The sequence below is a fragment of the Acanthopleuribacter pedis genome (assembly GCF_017377855.1).
Taxonomy (GTDB): Bacteria; Acidobacteriota; Holophagae; order Acanthopleuribacterales; family Acanthopleuribacteraceae; genus Acanthopleuribacter; species Acanthopleuribacter pedis.
In genome coordinates, this window is sequence record NZ_JAFREP010000004.1 from 451,902 (window position 1) to 474,734 (window position 22,833).

General features: G+C 56.9%; 14 protein-coding genes. 11 read left to right on the forward strand and 3 right to left on the reverse strand.

Annotated elements, in window-relative coordinates; translation table 11 throughout:
* Window positions 1-279 precede the first annotated feature (279 nt).
* The gene (locus J3U88_RS06630) at window positions 280-2,595 is read left to right on the forward strand and encodes a DUF5916 domain-containing protein (RefSeq protein ID WP_207857722.1); all 2,316 of its coding nucleotides are present in this window, start codon (window positions 280-282) and stop codon (window positions 2,593-2,595) included.
* 425 nt (window positions 2,596-3,020) lie between these two features.
* On the opposite strand, the gene J3U88_RS06635 is transcribed toward J3U88_RS06630, so the two are convergent.
* Window positions 3,021-3,548, reverse strand: coding sequence for a hypothetical protein (locus tag J3U88_RS06635; RefSeq protein ID WP_207857724.1), 528 nt, complete (start codon window positions 3,546-3,548; stop codon window positions 3,021-3,023).
* Window positions 3,549-4,231: 683 nt separating this feature from the next.
* Between J3U88_RS06635 and J3U88_RS06640 the strand changes: the two genes are divergently transcribed.
* On the forward strand, window positions 4,232-8,230 hold the full coding sequence (locus tag J3U88_RS06640; RefSeq protein WP_207857725.1) for a sensor histidine kinase: 3,999 nt from the start codon (window positions 4,232-4,234) through the stop codon (window positions 8,228-8,230).
* Window positions 8,231-8,243: 13 nt separating this feature from the next.
* Here J3U88_RS06640 and J3U88_RS06645 read toward each other — a convergent pair whose 3' ends face one another.
* Both J3U88_RS06645 and J3U88_RS06650 read right to left on the reverse strand, forming a co-directional pair.
* A complete protein-coding gene (locus tag J3U88_RS06645) occupies window positions 8,244-10,247 on the reverse strand; it encodes a M23 family metallopeptidase (RefSeq protein WP_207857727.1) in 2,004 nt (667 codons plus the stop codon).
* A gap of 192 nt (window positions 10,248-10,439) precedes the next feature.
* Window positions 10,440-11,207: a 3',5'-cyclic-nucleotide phosphodiesterase gene (locus J3U88_RS06650; protein ID WP_207857728.1), complete on the reverse strand. Its 768-nt coding sequence runs from the start codon at window positions 11,205-11,207 to the stop codon at window positions 10,440-10,442.
* A gap of 1,291 nt (window positions 11,208-12,498) precedes the next feature.
* On the opposite strand from J3U88_RS06650, the gene J3U88_RS06655 reads away from it, so the two are divergent.
* From J3U88_RS06655 to cobA, 9 genes are all read left to right on the forward strand, one after another.
* Window positions 12,499-13,566: a tetratricopeptide repeat protein gene (locus J3U88_RS06655; RefSeq protein ID WP_207857729.1), complete on the forward strand. Its 1,068-nt coding sequence runs from the start codon at window positions 12,499-12,501 to the stop codon at window positions 13,564-13,566.
* A gap of 14 nt (window positions 13,567-13,580) precedes the next feature.
* Window positions 13,581-13,766, forward strand: coding sequence for a hypothetical protein (locus tag J3U88_RS06660; protein WP_207857730.1), 186 nt, complete (start codon window positions 13,581-13,583; stop codon window positions 13,764-13,766).
* Between the two features lie 824 nt (window positions 13,767-14,590).
* Window positions 14,591-15,367, forward strand: a complete 777-nt coding sequence (locus tag J3U88_RS06665) for a phosphoadenylyl-sulfate reductase (RefSeq protein ID WP_279382483.1) — start codon at window positions 14,591-14,593, stop codon at window positions 15,365-15,367.
* A 273-nt stretch (window positions 15,368-15,640) separates the two neighbouring features.
* Window positions 15,641-15,934, forward strand: a complete 294-nt coding sequence (locus J3U88_RS06670; protein ID WP_207857732.1) for a DUF2061 domain-containing protein — start codon at window positions 15,641-15,643, stop codon at window positions 15,932-15,934.
* Window positions 15,935-15,976: 42 nt separating this feature from the next.
* Window positions 15,977-16,972, forward strand: coding sequence for a sulfate adenylyltransferase subunit CysD (gene cysD, locus J3U88_RS06675; protein ID WP_207857733.1), 996 nt, complete (start codon window positions 15,977-15,979; stop codon window positions 16,970-16,972).
* Window positions 16,973-17,045: 73 nt separating this feature from the next.
* Window positions 17,046-18,878 carry a sulfate adenylyltransferase subunit CysN gene (gene cysN, locus J3U88_RS06680; RefSeq protein WP_207857734.1) on the forward strand — a complete coding sequence of 611 codons (1,833 nt, stop codon included), beginning with the start codon at window positions 17,046-17,048 and terminating at the stop codon, window positions 18,876-18,878.
* A 183-nt stretch (window positions 18,879-19,061) separates the two neighbouring features.
* Window positions 19,062-20,906, forward strand: coding sequence for an assimilatory sulfite reductase (NADPH) hemoprotein subunit (locus J3U88_RS06685; RefSeq protein ID WP_207857736.1), 1,845 nt, complete (start codon window positions 19,062-19,064; stop codon window positions 20,904-20,906).
* Window positions 20,907-20,973: 67 nt separating this feature from the next.
* Window positions 20,974-21,678, forward strand: a complete 705-nt coding sequence (locus J3U88_RS06690) for an NAD(P)-dependent oxidoreductase (protein ID WP_207857738.1) — start codon at window positions 20,974-20,976, stop codon at window positions 21,676-21,678.
* A 67-nt stretch (window positions 21,679-21,745) separates the two neighbouring features.
* Entirely contained in the window at window positions 21,746-22,516 is a 771-nt protein-coding gene (gene cobA, locus J3U88_RS06695) for a uroporphyrinogen-III C-methyltransferase (protein WP_207857739.1), read from the forward strand.
* The last annotated feature ends 317 nt before the right edge of the window (window positions 22,517-22,833 follow it).

The window sequence follows — 22,833 nt, forward strand, 5'->3', positions numbered from 1 at the left end:
CCAGACGCGGATGGTAAAGGCGCGGCCTTTGAAAACAATGCGGTTATCGCGGTTTTCGAATGCACCCCCACGACCGAAAAAAACCGAGCTTCGTTGACAAATCCTTCTCAAAATCACTTCATCAACGGGATCAACGCCCCGTCCAGGTCCTTCTGAGAAGGTTGCATCTTTTGACGGAACAGGGACAGACCCCATGGGTGTCTCGTGATAGAACGCATGCCTCGGCGCGGTGAACCGTGAATTTCTGCTAAAGCGCTGTTGGATTGAGGATTAACCAGGGTGAGAAACCAAAAAAGCATGGCGAGAACGATGGTCGCATGGTTGCTGGGCGCGTGTTTGCTGCTCTGTCCCGGGTCCGCGTGGGCCTTCGCGGGAACCGACCTGGAGATTCCCCTTTTAACCCGCCCGCCCGAGCTGGCTGATTTTGCCGGCATGCGACCGAGCAGTGAGCTGGCCGCGACCATGATTCAGTCCACCGGTTTCTCCCAACGTTCGCCGCGTGAGGGCGAGCCGGCAACGCAACGTACCGAGGTTTATTTAGGTTACGACAGCCACGCGTTTTACGCCGTGTTTGTGGTTTTTGACGAGGCGCCCGATGCGATTCGCCACGGCATGGCGCCGCGCGAGGAAGTGGGTGAGGACGATACCGTCAGCCTGTTGCTGGATACCTACAACGATCAGCGCCGCGCTTATGTGTTTACCTGCAACGCACGCGGGGTCCAGCGCGACGGCATTTACATTGAATCGGTCGGTGAAGATCGTTCCTTTCACACCATTTGGCGCTCCGAGGGGACCCTGACCAAAAAAGGTTTTATGGTGCTGATGGCGATTCCCTTTCGCAGTTTGCGGTTTGCCTCGAAGCCGGAACAAGAATGGGGCGTGATGTTTAGCCGCAATATTGTGCGCCTGAGTGAAGATGTTCACTGGCCGCAATACCTGCGATCGGTGCAGGGCCGCCTGAATCAAGCGGGACGGTTGCGTTTTCAAACGCAAGCCGGCTCGCAAACCAATTACCAGTTTTTACCCTACGTGGCTTCTCGCTCCTTCAAAGTGTTGGAAGGCCCCAGTGGCATGGCCGAATACATCCGTGACGACGGCGATCACAAGGCGGGCGCCGACGGGAAAATCGTGTTCCGCGAGTCCCTGGTTTTGGATTTAACCGCCAATCCCGATTTTAGTCAGGTCGAGTCCGACGCGCCCCAGGTTACCGTGAACAACCGCTTTGAATTGCGGTTCCCCGAACTGCGTCCGTTCTTTACCGAAAACAGAGATGTGTTTCGGTTACCGATTAACTTGTCTTTTACCCGTCGTATCGGTGAGCCGGAAGTCGGTGCCCGCTTGACGGGAAAACTCGGCAAAACGACGCTTGGGGCTCTGCTCATCAACGACACCTCGCGAGGCGAAACCTTGCAACCCGACGAGGTGGGTTTTGATGACAACGCCAACCACGGGATCCTTCGTTTCAAATACGATGTTTTGAACCAGGGCCACCTGGGCGTGTTTTATTCCCATACCGAGTTTGCCGGCGAGCGGGCGCGGATCTATTCGTTCGACGGCCGGTTTCGCCTCAACCCGAAGTGGTCTGTCGGCTTTCAAGCGGTACGCAGTAACGTGACCTTTCCGAGCGAGTTGGACGAGGATGGCGAGGAAGTGGCGCCTGCCGAAAGCGAAAATGATAGCGCGGTTCGGGTTGAGTTTCGCCGCCAAGGCAATTACTTCACCACCGCCGTGCGTTACATCGACATTGGCGAAAATTTCAGTTCACCCCTTGCGTTTTTAGGTCGTGAACACCGCCCGGACAACCGCAGCCTCAACAGCTTTAGCACCTACCGCTTCCGCCCGGACAATATGCCTTTTAATGCCTGGGGCTTTAATTTGGAAACCGAATACACCGAGGATCAATCGGGTCTTGAGCTGGATAAAATTTTCACGCCCGGCTTGGTGGTAGAAGGTGCAGGGCGAACCACGGCCTTTCTGTACGGCCGAACCCGTTGGGAGACCTTGCGTGAAGGCGAGTTGGGCGTTCCTGAAAATACCACCTTCCGCACGGGTTACCTCGGTGCATCGATCCAGACATCCATTGCGCGCAAGTTTTCCACCTTTGCCTTTATCGAATTTGGCGAAGATGTGAATTACGGTGCCACCGACGAGATTGGGATCAGCAACGGTGATTCAATTTCGTTTTACGGCGAGTTCACCTGGCGGCCGATCAGCCAACTGCGTGTGGAGCAGGAACTGATTTATTATCAGTTGGACGACCAGATGGGGCGTGGCGATATTGTGTCCCAACGCAGCAGCCGGCTTAAGTTGAATTGGCAGTTTAATCGTCGCTTGCGGCTGCGGTTAATCGGGGATTACGAATCAATCCGTGCCAATGCGGCACTATCAACCGCCACACGGCGGCGTGGCATAAACGGCGATCTCTTACTAACCTACCAGGTCAATCCCTGGACCGCCTTTTACTTGGGCTATAACGGCAATTACGACAACCGCTTTCTCGAAATGGGTCCGAGAGGACCGCGCATCAGTCGAAACGATGATTTGCAGAACACGGGCAATCAGGTGTTTTTAAAGTTTTCCTATCTGGTTGACTAGCCCGCATTTCTCACGAGGGTTCGTCGCGAGAAGCTGAAAGCCTTGTGCGTCCGGAGATTATGACCAAGCGCAAACGGAGCGGGGCCGACCCTTCGCGGCGGGGCCCTTCGGCGCAGCAGCGCTACGTTGCGTATTGTTCGACTGAGTCATGCGGATGGCCGCCCCGAGGAAGGCCGCCCCGCGGATGGCCGCCCCCTCGTAATTGCATGGCTTTCGGCTTCGTATCAGAATTCCTTGTGAGAAATGCGGGCTAGCCTGGATGGATCAAGGGACGCCGCTCGGCGGATACCCGGCACGCGGGGTTGTGTCGGTACGCGGTGCGTTCAAAAGGACGTGGTTCGGCCCAATAAAAAACGCGGATTGAGGCGAAGCAGGAGCCACTGCTTCTCTCAATCCGCGTTTGGAAAACGGGTGGGGCCGGGTGATTAGGAAAAATCGCCTGCCCAGAGTTTGCGTACCCATTTGGAAAAAACCTCCATCTGAACAACAAAAGCACTGTATTCTGGTTCTTTCCAAATGCCGTATTCGATTTTGGCGTTTTTGTTCTTTTTCGCTTGGTAGCGGATCTGATGCGAAGAAAAGGGAATCTTTTCACAGACCTCGGTAAGGAAGAACTTGCCTCTTTGTTGAAGCAATTCGTTACCGTCCCATTCAGGATTCACGCGTTGAATGCGATTTGGGCGACGCTTTTCGTACCACTTTGAAAACACCTTCATGCGGACAATCCAGTGCGTCCAGGTTTTGCGAATACCCATCTCTTCCCAGGAATCTTCGCATTCTTTCGCTTCTTTTTTGAGTTTGACGGGACTCAGATCAAGCGCTTTGACAACATCTTTAAGGAAAAAAATACCTTCCTGTGAAAGCAAGGTCGGTTCATCCCAGTCATCTTCGACTTTGCGAATCTGCATCTCGTCCGCGGCAAAAATGCGCTCTTCGTTTTGAACGTCAGACATGTGTGAATATACCTCATAGCAATAATCTACATGGTATTATGCCATTTTTTCACCCAAAGGAAAGCGCGTATTCGCAACGAAAGTACGGTTTGTTGGCGGATTACCTTCGGTTTGCTCCTGAAAAGGGAATATCTTGTGGCAAATCAGTAGTTCGCGCTGTCTCTGCTGTTACCTGAAAGAGTCAATTATCTTGAAAACGGACTTGCTCTTCTGTTGCGTTAGGCGCATTGAGGAGGATCCTTTGCGAATGGGCGCGTCGCGCACTATTTTCATACGGAACGGAAAAGGAGCGCGAGGCTTATGTTTTCCTGCTCCCAGCCGTGGTTGAATCGGGCTGGTTGGTCAACTGCTTGTTTTTATTGTGGATGGGTCGGGTGTAGTGCCCGGTCGGGAGACTTGCCGGTTCATTGTTTCGATGCCCTGGTTTGTACTGTTTGTTCTTTTGAGATCGGCCTATTTTCCAGATACTCGAAAGCCGGCGGCGGTTGGAACGACCGCGCCGGTTGGATGGATACCGATCCGCCCAGGTGAGAGGTTCCCCTCGAAACGGGCTGCTGAATCGGCACCCCGCATTCCTTGCTTTCTTCCATGATGCGCTTGTGTTAACTTGGCGCTAAACACTTATCCTTTACACATATGTGAGATCGCGCCCTAGGGTGCCGCTTGAGGAATAAACGCCGTTTATGGAAAACCGACCAAAGAACGTAGGCCATGGGTTTCTTTGGTTTTACCTGTTGCTCCAGACCTTTGTATTGGGTGCCGACGTGCAAGAGACACGCTGGGTTCCGCCCGAGGCTTCGCTCAATTTTCACACCCTGTCGGTGGATGACGGCCTTTCCCAAAGTACGATTTACAGTATCTTGCAAGATCGTTTCGGCTTCATGTGGTTTGCCACCCAGGACGGGCTCAACCGTTTCGATGGTCGCGAATTTACCGTGTATCGCTCCGCGCGCGATGGGTTGCCCGAAAGTTTTATTTACAGTTTGGCCGAGGACCGTGCCGGCAACATTTGGATTGGTACCCAATCGCGCGGGGTGAGTTGCTTTGAGCGCGAACGTGGGACTTTTACCCATTATTCCGTTCATGACCAAACCTCGGGTTTGCCCTCGGATCAGGTGAATTTCATGATGGTTGACCGCCGCGATCAGGTGTGGGTTGCGACTGAAACCGGGGTTTGTGTGTTGGACCGGAAGCGGGGCGTTTTTCAGCCGGTACCGGTTTCGTCTGCTGCCGGGAAAATTCTCGACAATCTCAAGATACGCACCATGGCCGAGGATGATGCGGGTGGCATCTGGCTCGGTGGTGAACACCATTTATTACGGTACGACCCGAACACGACGGAGTTGGGCGCGCATTTTCAGAACGCCGAGATCCGCTTGGATATCTATACCTTGAGTGCCGACCCCCGTGGCTTTTTGTGGTTGGGAACCAACAACCACGGCCTCGTTCGTTACACCGTTGCAAGTGGCGCCTTTGCTTCTTTTTCCACGTTTGACGCGGGTCAAGGGGACTCGGTATGGTCGCTCCAACCCGCGCCGGGTGATCGCCTTTGGATTGGTACTGAAAACGGGCTGGTTCTGGGTGAGAACATGCTGGCTGAACACCCGACCTTCCGGCGCTTTAAGCGCGATCCCTTGCGGCTTCGATCACTGCCGGGGGATGTCGTTTATTCACTCTACCGAGATCGCGCGGAGCAGCTTTGGATTGGCACCGTGGAAAGCGGGTTGGCCGTGTTGTCTCCGTCCTTTCGCGCGGTTCAGTGTTACACCACCGTGCCGGTGGTGGGTGCCGCCGAGGGAATGCCCTTGGGACGGGTCAGTGGTTTTGGCACGGATGCTGCCGGAAATTCTTGGTTGACTTCGGAACACGGGGTGTTCCGCTGGGATCGCGGCGGTGGTGGCTTTGTGCCATTTGTCCCGAGGGATCCCGCGCTTCAACATGTTTTTCGCGAACAGCGCTTCGAAAAAATGCAAGGTGATCCCGCCGGCCGACTCTGGGTGTCTTCTGGAAACGGTTTATGGCGGATTGAACCCGCAACAGGCGTCGCCAAACGCGTCCCTTTTCAGCAGAGTAGTGAGGACACCGCGGTTGTGATTTCCGCCTTACGCGCCTACCAAGGGCGTATGTGGGTGGCCGTGTACGGCCGTGGTTTGGCCTGGGTTGATCTGGAAACGCAGGACGTTGCCTTCGTGTCGGACACCGAGACCCAAGGTGACCCACTCAGTGTTTTTGTGACAGACATGGCAGGTGACGACCAGGGCCGCTTGTGGGTAACAACCCAGGATTCCGGTTTGTATTGTTATGACACGGGGACGGGTATCGCCCGGAACTTTCGTTATGATCCCAAGAATCCCCACTCGCCCCCAACCAATGCTTTGAGCCAGGTGGTATATGTCAATGAACAGGATTTGTGGTTGGGCGGCTTGGATCGCGGTTTGATTCGCTTTAACCCAGGCACCGGTTCCGTGAAGGCCTTGCCCAAACACCTGCGGTTTGACAACTGGGCGGTCAACGCGCTCTATCACGATCACCAGGAGCGCCTGTGGTTGTCGGGCAATGCAGGGCTTGCCACCATCGATTTATCTGCCGGCCGGGTGCGCACCTTTTCCGCGATTGACAATCTCCAGGGACGTGAATTCTCAACCTCGGCGATCCACGCGAGCGGGGACGGCTTGTTATGGTTCGGCGGTCTCAACGGTTTTAACCTGGTTGATACGCGCCGTTTCTCGGCGTCGGAAAAACCTGGCGGCGTGATGTTTACGGGTTTTACCCTCAATGATCGTTCACCGGCGGATTTTCCCTCCGCTGAATCGCTGAATCATGCGCGTGGGGCGCAACCCGTCACCTTGTCCTATCGTGATCGGCGCGTGTCCTTTGAGTTTGCTTTGCCAGGCGCGCCGCTGGAAGAGCCGATTCTTTTCTACAGTAAATTAGAAGGTTGGGACGATGGATGGCAGGTTCACAAGCCGAATCGGGCCGTCGCAACCTATACCAACCTGAAATCTGGTGACTACGTGTTTAAGGTTCGTGCCGAACACCGCGACGGCCATTGGCGTACCGAGGAATCGTCGCTGCGGATCAGCATGCCGCCACCGCCGTGGCTCAGATGGTGGGCCTTCGTTCTGTACGCCTTGCCGGCCTGTATGTTGGTCGCCTTGGCTTATCAAACCTTGCGCCAAAAATTGGTTTTGGAGCGGAATCTAAACGAGCAATTACGCCAGAATGATCGCTTCAAGGATGAATTTACCCAGTCGCTGGAGCACAAATTGGCGGCGCGGACCCAACAACTTGAAGAGAGCAACCACCAGCTCAAAAAATCCAACAACGAGATGATGTTGGTGGAACAGATTGTGTTGGCGATCAACGAACAACTCGAAATTAAACCCTTGCTGCAAACCGTCACCGACAAGAGTTTGGGCCTTTTTTCCAACGCCGAGGCGGCGCTGTTTCTTTTGCGCGACGGGCGCAGTGAGCGCTTTTTGGCCGTGGCCGGTTCGGGCTTTAAAGAGGTCCCCTCGGCGACCGATTTCTTGACCGAGGATACGTTGATTCGCCAGTTCACCAATAACGGGCGGCGCCTGATCCCCGGCATTACCGTGTTGCGCTCCTTTCCCGGCTGGCGCGATGAACCCAGTTTGAGTAAGTTCCGCGAACCCAAAGTTTTGCTTTGTTTGGGCGTGGGTGTTTCCGAGCGCGTGTTGGGTTTTCTGATTTTCTTTCACTACGGCGACGCCGAGGCCTTTGATATTCAGGATAACCAGCGTCTGTCGCGTCTGTCCCAGCATTTGGCTTCCGCGCTGATTAAGGCGCAAATGATGGAAGAACTGAAAGCCAAAAATTCTGAAATTCTGCGAACCCAGCGACAGTTGATTACCCAGGAGAAGATGGCGTCGCTTGGGACCTTAACCACCGGCATCGCCCATGAAATGCGCAACCCGCTTAATTTCGTGACCAACTTTGCGGAGGTCTCGCGTGAGTTGCTTGTCGAGCTGGAAGAAGCATGGCGGGAAGCGGCGCAGGATGAAGCGGAACAGGAGCGGTTGAGCCAGATTTTTGAGGAGTTAATCGCCAACGCGGAGACGATCCACAAACACGGAACCCGCGCGGCTTCGATTGTACAAAGCATGATGGACCTGGTGCGCGGTCCCTCGGGGACCTGGCAGGAAACGGAATTAAACGGCATTGTATGGGAGTTTTCCCAGCTTGCTTATCGCGGTTTTCGGGCGCGCGATGAGTTGTTTTATGTGGCCTTTGACTATGCGCTTGACGAGAACTTGACCCACTTGGAAGCCAACCCCAAGGATTTACGGCGGTTGGTCATCAACCTGGTCAACAATGCGATTGAAGCGGCCACCGAATCCAAACATGCTGAATCCGATGAGGTTTCGCCTCAGGTTTGGTTGCGCACCCACGGCGATGACCGGCGCGTGGTGTTCGAAGTCGGCAACAACGGGGGCTCATTTTCTCCCGAGATCAAAGAGCAGATGTTTAATCCGTTCTTTACCACCAAAGGTTCCAACAGTGGACACATTGGTTTGGGGCTTTCGATTTGTTACGACATTGTGGCCCAACACAAGGGTTCGATTGACGCCGAGATCGACAGTGACGGGTTAACTTGGTTCCGCGTGGTCTTGCCGCGTGCGCGGCGCGCCGACAAAGGCAGTCGACCGACCTATGGTTAATCGGGAAGAAAGGTTATTCCGCGTGGGCTAAATTTTGCCAGAGGAAGCGAGAGCCCTTGCGATCCCCGCGCAAGGCGAGCAGCGCGATTGGGGCGTCGGCGCGGACAAGGATCGCGTCGCCGGGTTCAGGACGCTCCCCCAGCTCTTCCAGAATCAACAGTGCTTTGCCGTTGGTGGGTAAGTCGGCAAGGGTTTGCGGGCGCCACACGCCGGTGACCTCGCCGTCCGGTTTCACCAACTCGATGCTGACCTGGACCGATTCGGCCTGGGGATTGACCAGCGCCAGCCCGTCCCAGACTTGGTCCCAATCGCCGGGGAACAAACGCCACCGTTGGGCGAGGGTACGGGATTCCGCAACGAAGGCCGGGCTACCCTTGTCAACCGCGGCGTAAGCGGTGGTGAACACCAAGTCTTCTGAGGCGGTTAGCCGGCAATAGGCCGCGGGGTCGGGCCCAAACAATTCGCGCTGGTCGAAATCAAGGGTGACCCCGGCGGGTACATTGACCCGAAAAGCCGGTAGGGGTTGGCCGTCGGCCAAATAAGGTTGCAACAAGGCCTCTTGCATGCGGGTACTGTTGTTAAATACCGCGATTCGCGTGGTGAACCCGGCGTTCGGGCGGGTAAGGTGCGCGATCATCCGAGGGGCGGGTTCCGCAATGGTGACAGGGACGGGGACACGAACCGCGCCGCCGGGACCCTCGGCGATGAGGGTGATCTCGCTGCTTTCAAGCGGAAAGAGGGTGACACTATCCTGGGGCCCGAAACGTCGCGGGTCGTCGGCCAAGCGTACCTCGGTTGCGTTGGCCACGTCCCATTGGAGGGTTACCGGTTGGCCGGGCGGGGTGTCCGTCTCCGAAACCGCCACGGCGGTTACGTCCGGTTCCGTCAGGTTCCCCACGGAAAAATGATCCAACAGCGTTACGCCGAGGTGATCGACCTCGACCAGCCAAATCCCGTGGGGCACGTCGACGGGGAGATGGACTTCCCAGTACCAGAAGGTGACCGGCAGGTGATCGACGCTTTGTTGCAAATCCCAGCTTTGGAACAGGGTTCCGTCAGGGCGACGAACCCGAAAACCCAATAATTGGTGCGCCCGTTGATCTCTCAAATAGGCACCCACGAAGGCGGACATACCTGGCTGGAAATAATCGAGTTGGTTGACCTCTTCGCGGTCGTGGCAGCCGATTTTCGGGGGATCGAAATGGGTCATCAAACGAATCATTTGCGATTCAAAATAAGCGGGTTGGTTCTGCCACCAGCTCCGGGTCGTGGTGGGGTTGTCGTCGCCGGCGAAGGGGTCCACCAAATTTCCATCGCGGTCCAGGACTTCAAAGTGCAGATGGGGGGCGTCGGAAAAACCCGAGCTGCCCGGAACGCCGAGGTATTCACCCTGCCGAACCCAGTCATTGATGCTTTTTTCCGTCAAACTCCCTTTTTTGAAATGGCCGTACCAGGCGACCGAACCGTCGGCATGTTCGACGGCGACGGCGTTCCAGGAAGTATTGGATGCGGCGCTGCAATGCATGTCGTCGGAGCCGTCGCGTTTGGCGATGATCACACCGGAGGCGGCGGCAACGACTTCCGCGGCGTTGTCTTGCATTTGCGACCAATAGAAGGGCCACAGGAGAAAGTCGGTACCGGTGTGGTTGTAACCGTTGGCCAAGTCATAACTGCGCGAGCCGCCTTGGTAATCCACGACTTGGTCGGGGAACCCGGCGTTGTGGTCGACATAATTGCTGACCGCGTAACAGGCGTCGTTATCCCGACAGCGAATGGGTATCACAAAGCGCGGTGGTTGTTGGGTTTGAAGCAACGACGTGTTGGGGTGACGTTTGTCGCGTTGTTCGGTGACCGTTTGAAGGAAGGCGGTGCGCGCGGCGGGCGTCAAACAGGCCGTGTGGGGGCGGTGTGGCGGGTTTTGGGCTTGGACGGGTAAGCTGCTGAGCCAAAAAAGTGCGACCGACAAAAACGGCGCGAGGGGTGAGCGCAACCGGGGGCGAAACAAATTGCATAACATAACGACACCTGGCTTGAATCTTACGGTGAGGAGCTAATTTCCCCCAAATGTAGCAAAGCTCCTGCCAGGTGCCCATGAGGGTGCCCACATTTGGGAAGAAATGGGGAAGGGGGAGGTCGTCCCATGCATTGGTGCAGGTGGTTTGCGCCGAATCGATGGGTTACCGAACAAAGGCTGCAGAGAATGCACCGACTAAAAGTGGTAGGTTTTCCCCTGGATCCCCATATCGATGTTGGGGATGTTCAGCGCGGTCAACTCGGCGATCATTTGGTCTTCAAACATCGGTTTGATGTGATAAATCATGATTTTACAATCGCGTTTGAGTTTCTTCAGATCGGCTGCCAGCATGGCCGGGGTCATGTGGCCGCTGGCAATGGCGAGATCGTCCATGTGGTTGGGAAAGGAGCAGTCGACGATGACGGCGTCGAGTCGATCAATTTCATTGGCGACCTGCCACACGCGATCCGTGGTCGAGGTGTCGGCCGTGTATAGGATGCAGCCGCCGGTTTCGGTAGACGCGACAAAATAGGCAAAACAGGGGACCACGTGGTTCACCGGGACCGCGGTGATGCGCAGGTGCCTAACAGAAAAGGTGATCTCGGGGAGGACCTCGCGAAAGGCCATAGTGGCTTCTTCGGCATTGGGCAATTGGGTGAAATCAGGCCAAATAACTTCGTTAAAAATATGTTGCTGCATGGCCTCGATCATGGCTTTGCCGGACCAAATCTTGAGCGGTTCGTCGCGCAAGCCAAACATGTTATCGACCAAAAATCCGAGTGATAAAGTGTGATCTAAGTGAGTGTGACTAATTAAGATATCGGTGACTTTTACCTGCCCGTCCAAGTTGAGTGTTTGGGTCAAACAGCCGGCATCAAGGGCGAGAAAATCATCAATGAGAAAGCTTGTCAGAAAACTAGTATCAGTGCTGCCGCCGTAGGCACCAAGGATTTCAACCTTCATAAATCAACCTAAGAACAAACAGGTATTTAGATGTTCTGGAACGAATTTTAACACAAAAAGGAACACCCAATGTTGCCGCCCATGGGAAAACGCCGATTCTGTAACGAAAGCAACGGGAGAAGTGAGGTGGCGTGGAACCGCCGGTTCCGTGCTTGCGAGAACCGCGTCTGAAGCTTTGAAACCAAATGGGTTGGTTGACACGAAGGTCACCAGGAAGCTTATCGCCTGACCCGGCCAAAACCTTTACCCGGTGGGTGTGCCCAATTGCGTTTTTGCCCAGCGCGCATCTGATGCAACCTATAACCTCCGCGCGTTATCGCGCTTCTAACCCGCATTTCTCACAAGGAATTCTGCCACGGGGCAACCCATGCGATGACGAGGTAGCGGCCTTCCACATTACTCGGTCGAGCCGCCTTCGCCGTAGCGCTGCTACGCCGAATGGGCGGCCCCGCGAAGGGTCTGACCCCTATACCGTCTCTCGGCCGTCATCTTCGTTCTCACAAGGCTTTCAGTTTCTCGTGACGAATCCTTGTGAGAAATGCGGGCTTAAAGGTACAAAGCTTGTTCTCTCACGCGGGGCAAGCTGGGGTCGGGTTGGCAACACCTAACACAAACCGGTTTGGGTTCGGTTTAACAGGCCTTGGGGGAAACGTCATCGGCATGGCGAAGTACCGCCGCGTTCCCGTCTCCGTTTCCAGGCCGGCTGTTTGGTGAGCCCATCGTCCCCTGTGTCTTAGGTTGCTCGGTCCCGAGCTTTCTGTCAAATACCCGCCCCTGTTTCATGATCTAGCGCACAATCTGAAATATGCAGGCATCTGGGGAAAAATGCGATTTTATGTCAAAAATTGTCGCGCGTCTTGTGTCCGGTAGGCGTGATTTTTCGCTTTGTCGTTTCCCGTGCACGTGCGGTCACCCTGTGAATTGGATCGAGATCGGGTCCGCTTGGGTATAGGTCACGAAACCGCAATTCTCACAAGGAATTCTGCCGCGGGGCAAGCCATGCGATGACGAGGGGGCGGCCATCCGCGGGGCGGCCATCCGCCTTCGCCTCTGCTGCGACCCCGAATGGTCGGACCCCGATAGGTCGGACCCCGAATGGTCGGACCCCGATAGGTCGGACCCCTGTGCCGTGGCTTGGTCGTAATCTTCGTACTCACAAGGCTTTCAGCTTCTCGCGACGAATCCTTGTGAGAAATGCGGGCTAACCCGAGGATCAAAGTCGCTGTTCCCGGACCGGTGCCGGTGTAAAATAGGCGGGTCATTGCGGTCTCACCGCCTTGGAGGAACCTTTTTGCTGACCATTATCGAAACCCACAAGGTTGACCCTGCTTTTGAATGGTTGGAAGTGCGCGCCGCGGACGAGGCCCACGAGGACGGTGAAATCGTGCGTTTGGTGGTCGACGACGCCCAGGCGATGGTGTCGCGCTTTGTGAAGCGCTACGTCGCCAAACGGGACGCCGCGCTCAAGATCCCCGACAAGCAGGTGCAACTCCTGGAAGAATTTTTTGAGGAAGCCTGCATGGCCAAGGCGGTTTCGGCCAAAGGCCTTGATTCGACGGATTTGCCGGACCTCTTGCCCACCACGGTGATCCACTTCAAATACCCGGAACGGACGACCTTTCGCAAATCACGCGCCGCCCGTGTCAAACTCTTTTTGGATCAAGCGCTGTCCCATATCAGTCGTCGTGACTTCGCCGCCGCGCTCGGCCGTTTGGATTGGGTGCATCATTTGGATCCCGACAACGAGTTGGCCTTTGAACTCAAAATCGTGGCCTTGCGTTCCTGGCGAAAAGCGGCCGAATGTGTCGCGGTTTTTGAAGCCTACGTTGCCGCCCATCCCGACAAGGTGGAACCCCGACTGGGCTTGAGTGAAATTTGGCTTTACCTGGACAACAGCAAACGGGCGCGCGAGACGTTGGAGCGTATTTTGGAACAGGAGCCCAATCACCCGATGGCGCTGGTGGGCTTGGCCCAAGCACGTTGTAAATTGGGTGAGGACCCGACCCCGGAGTTACGCAGGGCATGGCTGGTGGACATGGATTACACCCGGGAAATGGTCGAGGAACACTTTGACTTCCGCGAGACCAAGCCGGAAAACCTCGCACCACGCACCTTGCAATCCATTGCCAAGCATTACCATATCCCTTTGAAACGGATCCTCAAGCGGGCCAAGTCCGGTGTTTTGCCGATGCACCCACCCACGGACGAAAGCGGCCTGTTTCAATTCACCGAAAGCGAGTTGGACCGTTACTACAACATCCTCAAAACGCTGGGCTTGGAAATTCCCAGCACCAGCTTCGCGAAACCCAAAAAAGAAGCGGTGGAAGCCGAACAACCCAGTTTGTTCGATGATTTGTAACCGGGAGTAGGTTTATGACCGAGAAGGGATCTTTGTGTGAGGCGCGTTTGCGGAAGAATGATTTGATTGAGGGCGCCGCCTTCTTTCAGGACGAGGTGGATGAAGTCGCTCTGGGCGATCTGGCCGCTCTGGCGCGGGCCGTGTTTGATCCTCGGAATCTGATCCTCGAGGAGGGTACAGCGGATCGGTGTTCCGAATAGGATTGGTGCGTAACACGTTTTTTATCAGGGTTTTAGGGTTGGCGGATGCGAATGGGCGCCGTGCCCTCTGTCGCCCAACCTTCGGTTGGACTCAAGCATTCCCGACGCGGATGGTGCCGTTGCTTCGCCTTGAAAAACGCAAGTTTGTGGGCACCTGCTTGTTCGCGGAAGTGGTTCAGGGGGGCAAGGTTGTGTTGCCAAAAGCGCGGTTTTGCAAATCGAGGGGGATGCCGACAACCGGGCATTTCAGGCGGTCAACCGCTCATCCAAAAAGCCGGACCGATTCCTCAAAACCTCAGGCGATCCACGCTAAAACCGGTTTTCTCATCACTTCCTTACGAAAAAACTACTTGACTTGCGAAGAAACAAGCCTATACTTCGGTCATCAAACTTACCATGAGGTTTCACCATGGCACTTCAACAACGCAACGTAATGAATCAAGCTTGCCCCTGTTGCTGTTGTTGTTGCTGTATGCACGACTCGTTCGTCGGTATTCGGGAAACGCACTTCGTCAAATAGACGACCGCCCACCAGGTAAGCGTTAAAGCCTTTCTCGATTCCCGAGAAGGGCTTTTTTAGTTTTTGGGCCTTTTTCTCAATCCGAATACCACTGAACAGTCGACCCCCGATTGCGATTCCGAGGACAGGAGCGTTCTGCTCCCCCCAAGTCCTGCGAACGCCTTGTGCTCGGAATCGAGCCCCGTCCGGTCCCCCAACCGGGCGGGGATTCCCCCTCCTATGCGGTTAACCTGTTTAACAGCAGGTTGTAACGAAATTAACCGGTAGGGTTTGCGGTCTGCTCAACTGCAAATCACCCCAACAATTGCTCACAACACACAAGGAGAACGCGGACATGACACTCCAAGATAAGGTCGAGCAATGGCGGCGGGAAACCGCCGAATTGGAACCAGGCGTACTGATTGCCTGGGCTTGGCGCGAATTTGGTAACGATGTCGTTCTGGCCTCGTCACTCGGCGCCGAAGACCAAGTGCTCACCCACCTGATCGCCGAACACGCGGCCCGGATCCCGGTCATTACCCTGGATACCGGTCGGCTGTTTGGCGAAACCCACGACCTGCTCAATGAAACCCGACGCCGTTACGACGTCGACCTGCGTGTTTTTTTCCCCGACGCCGGCAAGGTAGAGGAAATGGTCAACGAACACGGCACCAACCTCTTCCGCGAATCGGTCGACCTGCGCAAAAAATGTTGCGCGGTTCGCAAGATTCAACCCCTCAAGCGGGCGCTTGACGGCAAAAAGGCCTGGATTACCGGGTTGCGCCGCGATCAATCGCTCAACCGCACCGCCATCGATTTCGTCGAATGGGATGCGGGTAACAACCTCGTCAAAATCAATCCACTGGCGGCATGGCGCGAAGAAGATGTTCGCGACTTCCTAATCCGCCACGACGTGCCCTACAACCCACTTCACGACCGCGGCTTCCCCAGCATTGGGTGCGCACCCTGCACCCGCGCGGTCGAACCGGATGACGATCCCCGTTCCGGTCGCTGGTGGTGGGAACCTCGCGAGCAAAGCGAGTGCGGCATTCACATTGTCAACGGCAAAGTCACGCGGCGCGTTCCGGTTCTGGTGGAATAACCAGGTCCGAAACCCCCGACAAGGGTGCTGTTCTCCCCGCGCCGTCCCGCCCCAAGGGCCGGTGACTCGCCCGCCTTTCTCACAAGGATGCGTCCTGAGAAAGGTGGGTCGGACGTTCTCTACCCTGAATTATCTTGCTGTTGGATTGATTCAAACATCTTGAAATGAACGGCTTGGTGCGATCTTATCTCTTTTTCGAGCCGTGAAACCGCGAATGACGGGCCAGGTTCCTGCCGGGACCCACCCCAGCTTTCGCATCCACGAGGTTTTACCGTGTCCAATGATTCGATTTCTCGATCCGCGATGAAGGCGGTCTCTTGGCGGATTTGCGCCACCGCGGCCACCTTCACGCTTGTTTACTGGTTAACCGGCGAATGGACCATCGCCGCGTCGGTCGGCGGTCTTGAGGCCGTCGCAAAAATGATCCTCTACTTTGTCCACGAGCGCTTCTGGGCAAAGATCCCCCCAAAATTCACCACGGCGGGTGACGCCTCCGGCGAGGCGGTTCCGGCCCGAGAACGGGCCCCCGTGACCGAGACGCCGCAACCGGAACCCTGTGGTCGCTAAGGCCACCCCATCAGCAATGTTTTGAACACCATGGAGATTTCAATGCTTGATACGCTCGCACCCGTCGAAAAAAAGGCCTCTTCCTTTCGGCTTCTGACTGCCAAATCGCAATCCCCGGCCCGTGCCCTCCCCGATCAGTACCGGCTCTCCCACCTGCGCCAACTGGAAGCGGAAAGCATCCACATCATGCGCGAGGTGGTCAGCGAATTCGAAAACCCGGTCATGCTGTATTCGGTGGGCAAAGACAGTTCGGTGCTGGTTCGCCTGGCTCAAAAAGCATTTTATCCGGGCCGCGTCCCGTTCCCGCTGCTCCACATCGACACCTCCTACAAGTACAAGGAAATGTACGAATTCCGCGATCAGTTCACCCGCGAACAGAACCTCGATCTGCGGGTTTACGGCAACCAAGCCGCGATTAAAGACGGCGCCAACCCCTACGATCTGGGAACCGCCGCCTGCTGCGGTCAACTCAAAACCAAAGCCTTGCTGGACGGCTTGGCCGCCGGTGGGTACGACGCCGCTTTCGGTGGCGCGCGCCGCGATGAGGAAAAGTCGCGCGCCAAGGAACGTATCTTCAGTTTTCGCGACCGTTTCGGCCAGTGGGATCCCAAAAATCAGCGCCCCGAGTTGTGGAGCTTGTTCAACGGCCACATTCGCGAGGGCGAATCGATTCGCGTGTTCCCTCTGTCCAACTGGACCGAACTCGATATTTGGCAGTACATCGAACTGGAAAACATTCCCATCGTTCCGCTTTACTTCGCACGGGAACGCGAGGTGATCGACGCCGGCGGGACCTTGATCCCCGTTGATAACTTCCCGTTCCGTGAACGGCTGCGCGGTCCCATCAAAACCGTCAAAACCCGTTTCCGCTCCTTGGGCTGCTCCCCGTGCACCGGCGCGATTCGCTCTGATGCGACCACGGTCGGCGACATCATCCAGGAAATGTTTGAGGTGCGTACCTCCGAACGCGCCAACCGCGTGATCGACCATTCCAGTGACGACGCCATGGAACGCAAAAAACGCGAGGGTTATTTCTAACGCTTTCGCCAACCCATCGGGATAAGGCAAATTCGGGCGCCCGTGCGGGCGCCCGCCATCAAACGAGGATAAAGTGACTTCATTAATTGCCCAAAAAGAAGAACAAGAGTTGTTGCGGTTTTCCACCGCGGGCAGTGTCGATGACGGTAAATCGACGCTGATCGGGCGTTTGCTGTACGACGCCAAAGGCCTGCTCGAGGACCAAATCTCCGCGCTTGAGGCCAAAGCCAAGGTTGACGGCAACCAGTTGGACTGGGCCTTGCTAACCGACGGCCTCAAAGCCGAACGCGAACAAGGTATTACCATCGATGTCGCCTACCGCTTTTTTGCGACACCGAAACGGAAATTCATCATCGCCGACACCCCCGGCCACGAGCAATACACGCGCAACATGGCGACGGGTGCTTCCACCGCCGACCTGGCGATTGTCCTGATCGACGCCCGTCACGGTGTGCGCACCCAATCCAAACGCCACGCCTTTATCGCGGCCCTGCTGGGCACCCCACGCCTGGTGGTGGCCGTGAACAAAATGGACCTGGTCGATTACGATGTCGCGGTCTTTGAACAGATCCGTGCCGATTTCGATGTTTTTGTCGACCAACTCGGCATTCATCCCCCGCAATACGTGCCCATCAGCGCCTTGCTCGGTGATAACGTGGTTACCCAAAGCGAGAACATGCCTTGGTACGAGGGACCGAGCCTGTTGCATTTCCTGGAAACCACGCCGGTCGGCGTGGGTCGCAACCTGAAAGAACTGCGCTTCCCGGTCCAATACGTGTCGCGCCCCAACCAAAACTTTCGCGGTTACAGCGGCCAACTTCTGTCCGGTGTTGTGCGCAAGGGCGACGAGGTGCTGATCCATCCCGGCAACGAACGGGCGACCGTGTCTTCCATCGTGACCTACGACGGTGAGCTGGACGAAGCTTTTGCACCCATGTCCGTGACCGTGACCCTCAACGGCGAGCGCGACATCAGCCGCGGCGATATGTTGGTGGCGCCCGACCAGCCCGCCACCGTGTCACGCGATGTTGAGGCCGTGGTGGTGTGGATGGACCACACCCCGCTCCAGCTCAACGGTACCTACATCCTCAAACACACCAGCCGCAAAACGCGGGTCGTGGTTGAAGCCGTCCAATACAAGGTCGATGTGGATGAGGCCGAACAGGTGGCCGGCGATCAGTTGGTCCTCAACGAAATCGGCAGCCTAAAACTCACCACCATGCAGCCGCTGTTTTTTGACGCCTACCAAGACAATCGCAAAACCGGCAGCTTCATTCTCATCGATGAACAGACCAACCTGACCGTGGCGGCGGGCATGATCCTCAAAGCCGGTCATGTCCACGCCGGCGATCACCAGACGCGCGCGCTGAGTTCCGGCGAACGGGCGCTGCATTTCAACCAGCAGCCCTTTACCCTGTGGGTGACCGGCCGTGTCGGCGCCAAACAACTGGAGATTGCCCAAGCACTGGAGCGGGCCTTGTTCGAGCGCGGCGGTTTTGCCTACACCCTGGATTCGAGCGAGCCGCGCAACCTGTTTCGCTTGGCCGAGGACGCCGCCCTGCTCAACAAAGCCGGCCTGGTCGCGATTGTTGTCGACGACCTGTGGCAGAACCCCAGCCGTGAGGCGGCCCGTTCCGTCATCGGCGGCGACGCTTGGTTCGTCGTGCACGTCGATGCCGGCTTGGGTTGGGTCGAAGCCAACGATCAATCCGGGTTCTACAACCACGTGCGCGGCCAAAACAAGCAACTTGATCGCTGGCAGCAATACCAACGCAACCAGGTGGTTGACGCCGACTACACCGTACAGGTCGAACAGATCGAGACCGGTGTCGTGGTCGACCGCATTTTAACCGCACTCGAGGAAGCCGGCCGGATTAGCCCGGCCCAAGCCGAGTACCAAATTTAGTTTTCGTGTCCGCCCGGCCCGCGAGCAACGGGTCCTCGGGTGGGTCGTCTGATGTCGCATCGCGACACGTCCGCATTTCCTGCAAGCAATGCGGGCGAGAGCAACGGACGGCCCACCCTTCCCCCGGACAAGATCCATCGGTTGACCCCCACAACATTTCCCCAAAAAGCGGAGAAGACCCCCATGAGTAAAAAGCCATTTGAACCCCAGTTACGTACCCCCTTGGAAGAGCAGAGCAAAGAGGAACACAATAAACGCAACTCCGACGGCATGCGCGGCACCCTGGGTGCCGACATTCGCGACGGCGAGCGTCAAGACATTGCTTGGGAATCCGAGCAATTGGCCAAGTCCTACGGCATCTATTTGGAATTTAACCGTGCCAAAACCGGCAAGGAAAAAGACTGGTTTTACATGATCCGTCTGGGCATCCCCGGCGGCGGTCCGATCACCCCCCAACAGTGGGCCGTGATTGACGCCATCGGCAGCGAGTACGGCGCCAACCCCGAGGGTTACGGCTCGATTCGCCTGACCACCCGCGAAAACGTCCAGTTCCACTGGATCAAAAAAGAACACGTGGTGCCGCTGATCCAGCGTTCCGCCGAACAAGGCCTGCTCAGCTTAAACGGTTGCGGCGACAACGTGCGCAACGTGATGGCCTGCCCCTTCTCGCGCAACAGTCCCGACTTTGACGCCCACGCCTGGGCCGCCAAGGTGGCCGACTACTTCCAGCTTCCGGCGCAACCCTTTATCCAAATTTTTGCCATCGATCCCAACCAGATTCGCGAGGACAACGCCGCCGAGGCCGCGGCCGTCAAAGGCAAAACCCGCTTCGAATACGGGCCCGGCCTGCTCAACCGCAAATTCAAAATCGCCTTTGGCGCCGTGCATCGCAACGCCGACGGGATTTTAGAAAACGACAACTGCACCGAGTTGCGCACCCACGACATGGGCGTTTCCCCCGTGATCGAGAACAACCAGGTCAGCGGTTTTCAAATTTACATCGGTGGCGGCCAGGGTGAGAAAAACGGCAAACCCTCCGGTGCCATGTTGGGCAAACCTGTCGGCGTGGTCAATGAAGAGAACCTGCTGGCCGCCATGGATGCCGTGGTCCAGGTTCACCAGACCTGGGGCGACCGTGCCAATCGTCACTGGGCGCGCCTAAAGTACGTCGTCAAAAAGCAAGGCATTGACTGGTACCGCGACCGCATGCACGAAATCCTCGACTTTGAGCTGGGCGCCCCCATTGAAGATCACGATGTCGGCGCGCGCGAGTTGCACCACGGTTGGCAGGTCGATCCCATCACCGGGCTTGACGCCTACTGTGCCTTCATTGAAAACGGTCGTTTGATCGATAACTCCCCCAATGGTCGCCTCAAAACCATGGCGCGTGAGGTGGCGTTGAAGTTCGACACCCCGCTGTTTATTACGCCCAACCAAGATTTGGTGTTCAGCGGCATTGCCCGCGAGCAACGCGCGGCCTTCGAAGCCGCTCTGGCCGAGTACGGCTACGGCCAACGCAACGGCGTCGCCTACAGCACGCTGCGCAAGAACTCCGGCGCCTGCGTCGGCCGCTCCACCTGCCGCTTGGCCTACACCGAGTCCGAGCAATTCGAACCGGAACTGATCGATGCCTTGGAAGGTTTGGGCTGGGCCGATTACGACTCCAGCATCGGCATCACCGGTTGTGAGCGTCAGTGCTTCCGCCCCGCGACCAAAGCCATCGGCCTGGTGGGTTCCGGCAACAACCGCTACCAGTTCAAGTTGCTCGGAACCGAGGACGGCCGCCACCAGGGTCAGCCCGTCATCGACAACGATTTGGTGTACCTCAAATCCGTACCGCGCGACCAGGTCGCCGTGCTCATCAACGTCCTCTATTCCTGGCATCGCGCCGAGGGTGAGGATGGGGAGACCTTTGGTTACTTCATTCGCCGTAAGGGTTTAAGCGCCGTGGTGGCCTACCTGAAAGAACGGGAAGAGACCGCCGCTTTGCTGGCCAAACCGCTCAAGAACCTGACCGCTTTGGTGTAGCCCCTGAAGCGACGGCACCGGCGCCAAACGTCGGTGTCGTCCGCGCGCGTTAAAAGGAGACGACCCCGTGAAACCCGAGTTTTACCCTATTTTCATCGATCTGCGAGGCCGCGCCGCTTTGGTGGTTGGCGCCGGCGAGGTCGGTGAACAAAAAATTGAACCGCTGCTGGAGGCCGGGGCGAAGGTGACCGTGATCGCGCCCTGGGCCAAACCGGCCGTCGCGGTTTGGGCGGAGCAGGGACGGTTGACCTACCACGCTCGCGCCTTCGAGGAAAAGGACATGGACGCCGCTTACTTTTTGGTGATTGCCGCAACCGACAACCGCGCCGTCAACAAACGCATTTTCGAGATGGCCGAAACCGCGCAGCGCCTGGTGAACGTCGTCGACGATCCACCCCTGTGTAATTTCATTGTGCCCGCCATTGCCCGTTCCGGTCCCATCCAAGTGGCGATTTCCAGTTCCGGTCGCAGCCCCACCATGGCCGGTCAAATCAAACGCCGCATTCAGCGCGATCTGTTGGGCGAGGACACCGGCCGCTTGGCGAGTTGGCTGGGTGAGAAACGGGAATGGCTCAAACCCCACTTGGGCGACTTCAAAAACAAACGCGTGTTTTGGCGTGCTGTTCAAGATTCCAACATCCCCGGCTTGGTGCGGAGCAACCACCTGGCAACCGCCGAGCAGCGTTTGTTGACGTTGCTGGAGGCGAATTTGGCCGCGGCGGGATTGCCGTGGCCGGAAGCGGTCGAACGACCCAAGCGACTGGTGGTTTAAACACATGATTCGGCGCGTTCGGGATGGTTTCACGCGCGCCGTTTTTTCAGCCTAGAGCGAGGACGATATGAAAAGTGGAAAAGTTTATTTGATTGGTGCCGGCCCCGGTGCGCCGGATTTGTTGACGCTGCGGGCGTACCGCTTGTTGCAGCAGGCCGATATTTTACTTTACGACCGTTTGGTTGATCCTGAGGTGATTGACTACGCCGTGAAGGCCGAGAAGATTTTCGTCGGCAAAAACAAAGGCGACGACATGCAGAAACGGCAGGAGCGCATTTTTGCATTGATGATCGGTCACGCCCAAGCGGGCCGCACCGTGGTGCGCCTCAAGGGTGGTGATCCCTTTGTCTTCGGTCGCGGCGGCGAGGAACTGATGGTGCTGGCCGAGGCCGGCGTGCAAGGGGAAGTGGTTCCCGGCGTGACCTCCTGCGTGTCGGCACCCGAGTCGGCCCTCATCCCGGTAACCTACCGCGGCATCTCGGCCTCGTTCGGTGTGTTTGCCGGCCAGCCGGGCACCCGCAAGCCGGCCTACATCGATTGGGAAGCGGCGGCGCGCATCGGCACCGCGGTGTTCCTGATGGGTGTCGAGCGTTTGGAAACCATCGTGGGTAAGTTGTTGGAACACGGCCGCGACGCACAAACCCCGGTCGCCCTAATCGAGCGCGGCACCCTCCCCGGCCAAAAGGTCGCCACCGGTACCTTGGCCGACATCGTCGAACGCGCGGCCCACATCGCGGCACCGGCGACCATCGTCGTCGGCGAGGTCGTCACCGTCCGGGAACGCCTTCTGCAGCTCCAACAATTCGCCGCGGAAGACCAATGGGTCGCCGCCGGCTAAGCCCCGGTATCCCGAGGGTCCGTATATAAATGGTTGGATCCCTCGGGAGGACGAATGGTTGCGCATGTTCATTGCGTGCTTTTGACTGCCGATGGTTTATCTAACCCGCATTTCTCACCAACAGTTCTGCCGCGGAACTGAAACCGTTGCGATTACTTCGTTTACTTGGTCGGGAAAGCCTCGACGTGGCGCTGCCACGCCTACGTTTTCCCTAGCCCGCATTTCTCACAAGGAATTCTGCTACGGGGCAACCCATGCGATTATTTCGGTTACTCGGTCGAGCCGCCTTCGCCGTAGCGCTGCTACGCCTATGTCGT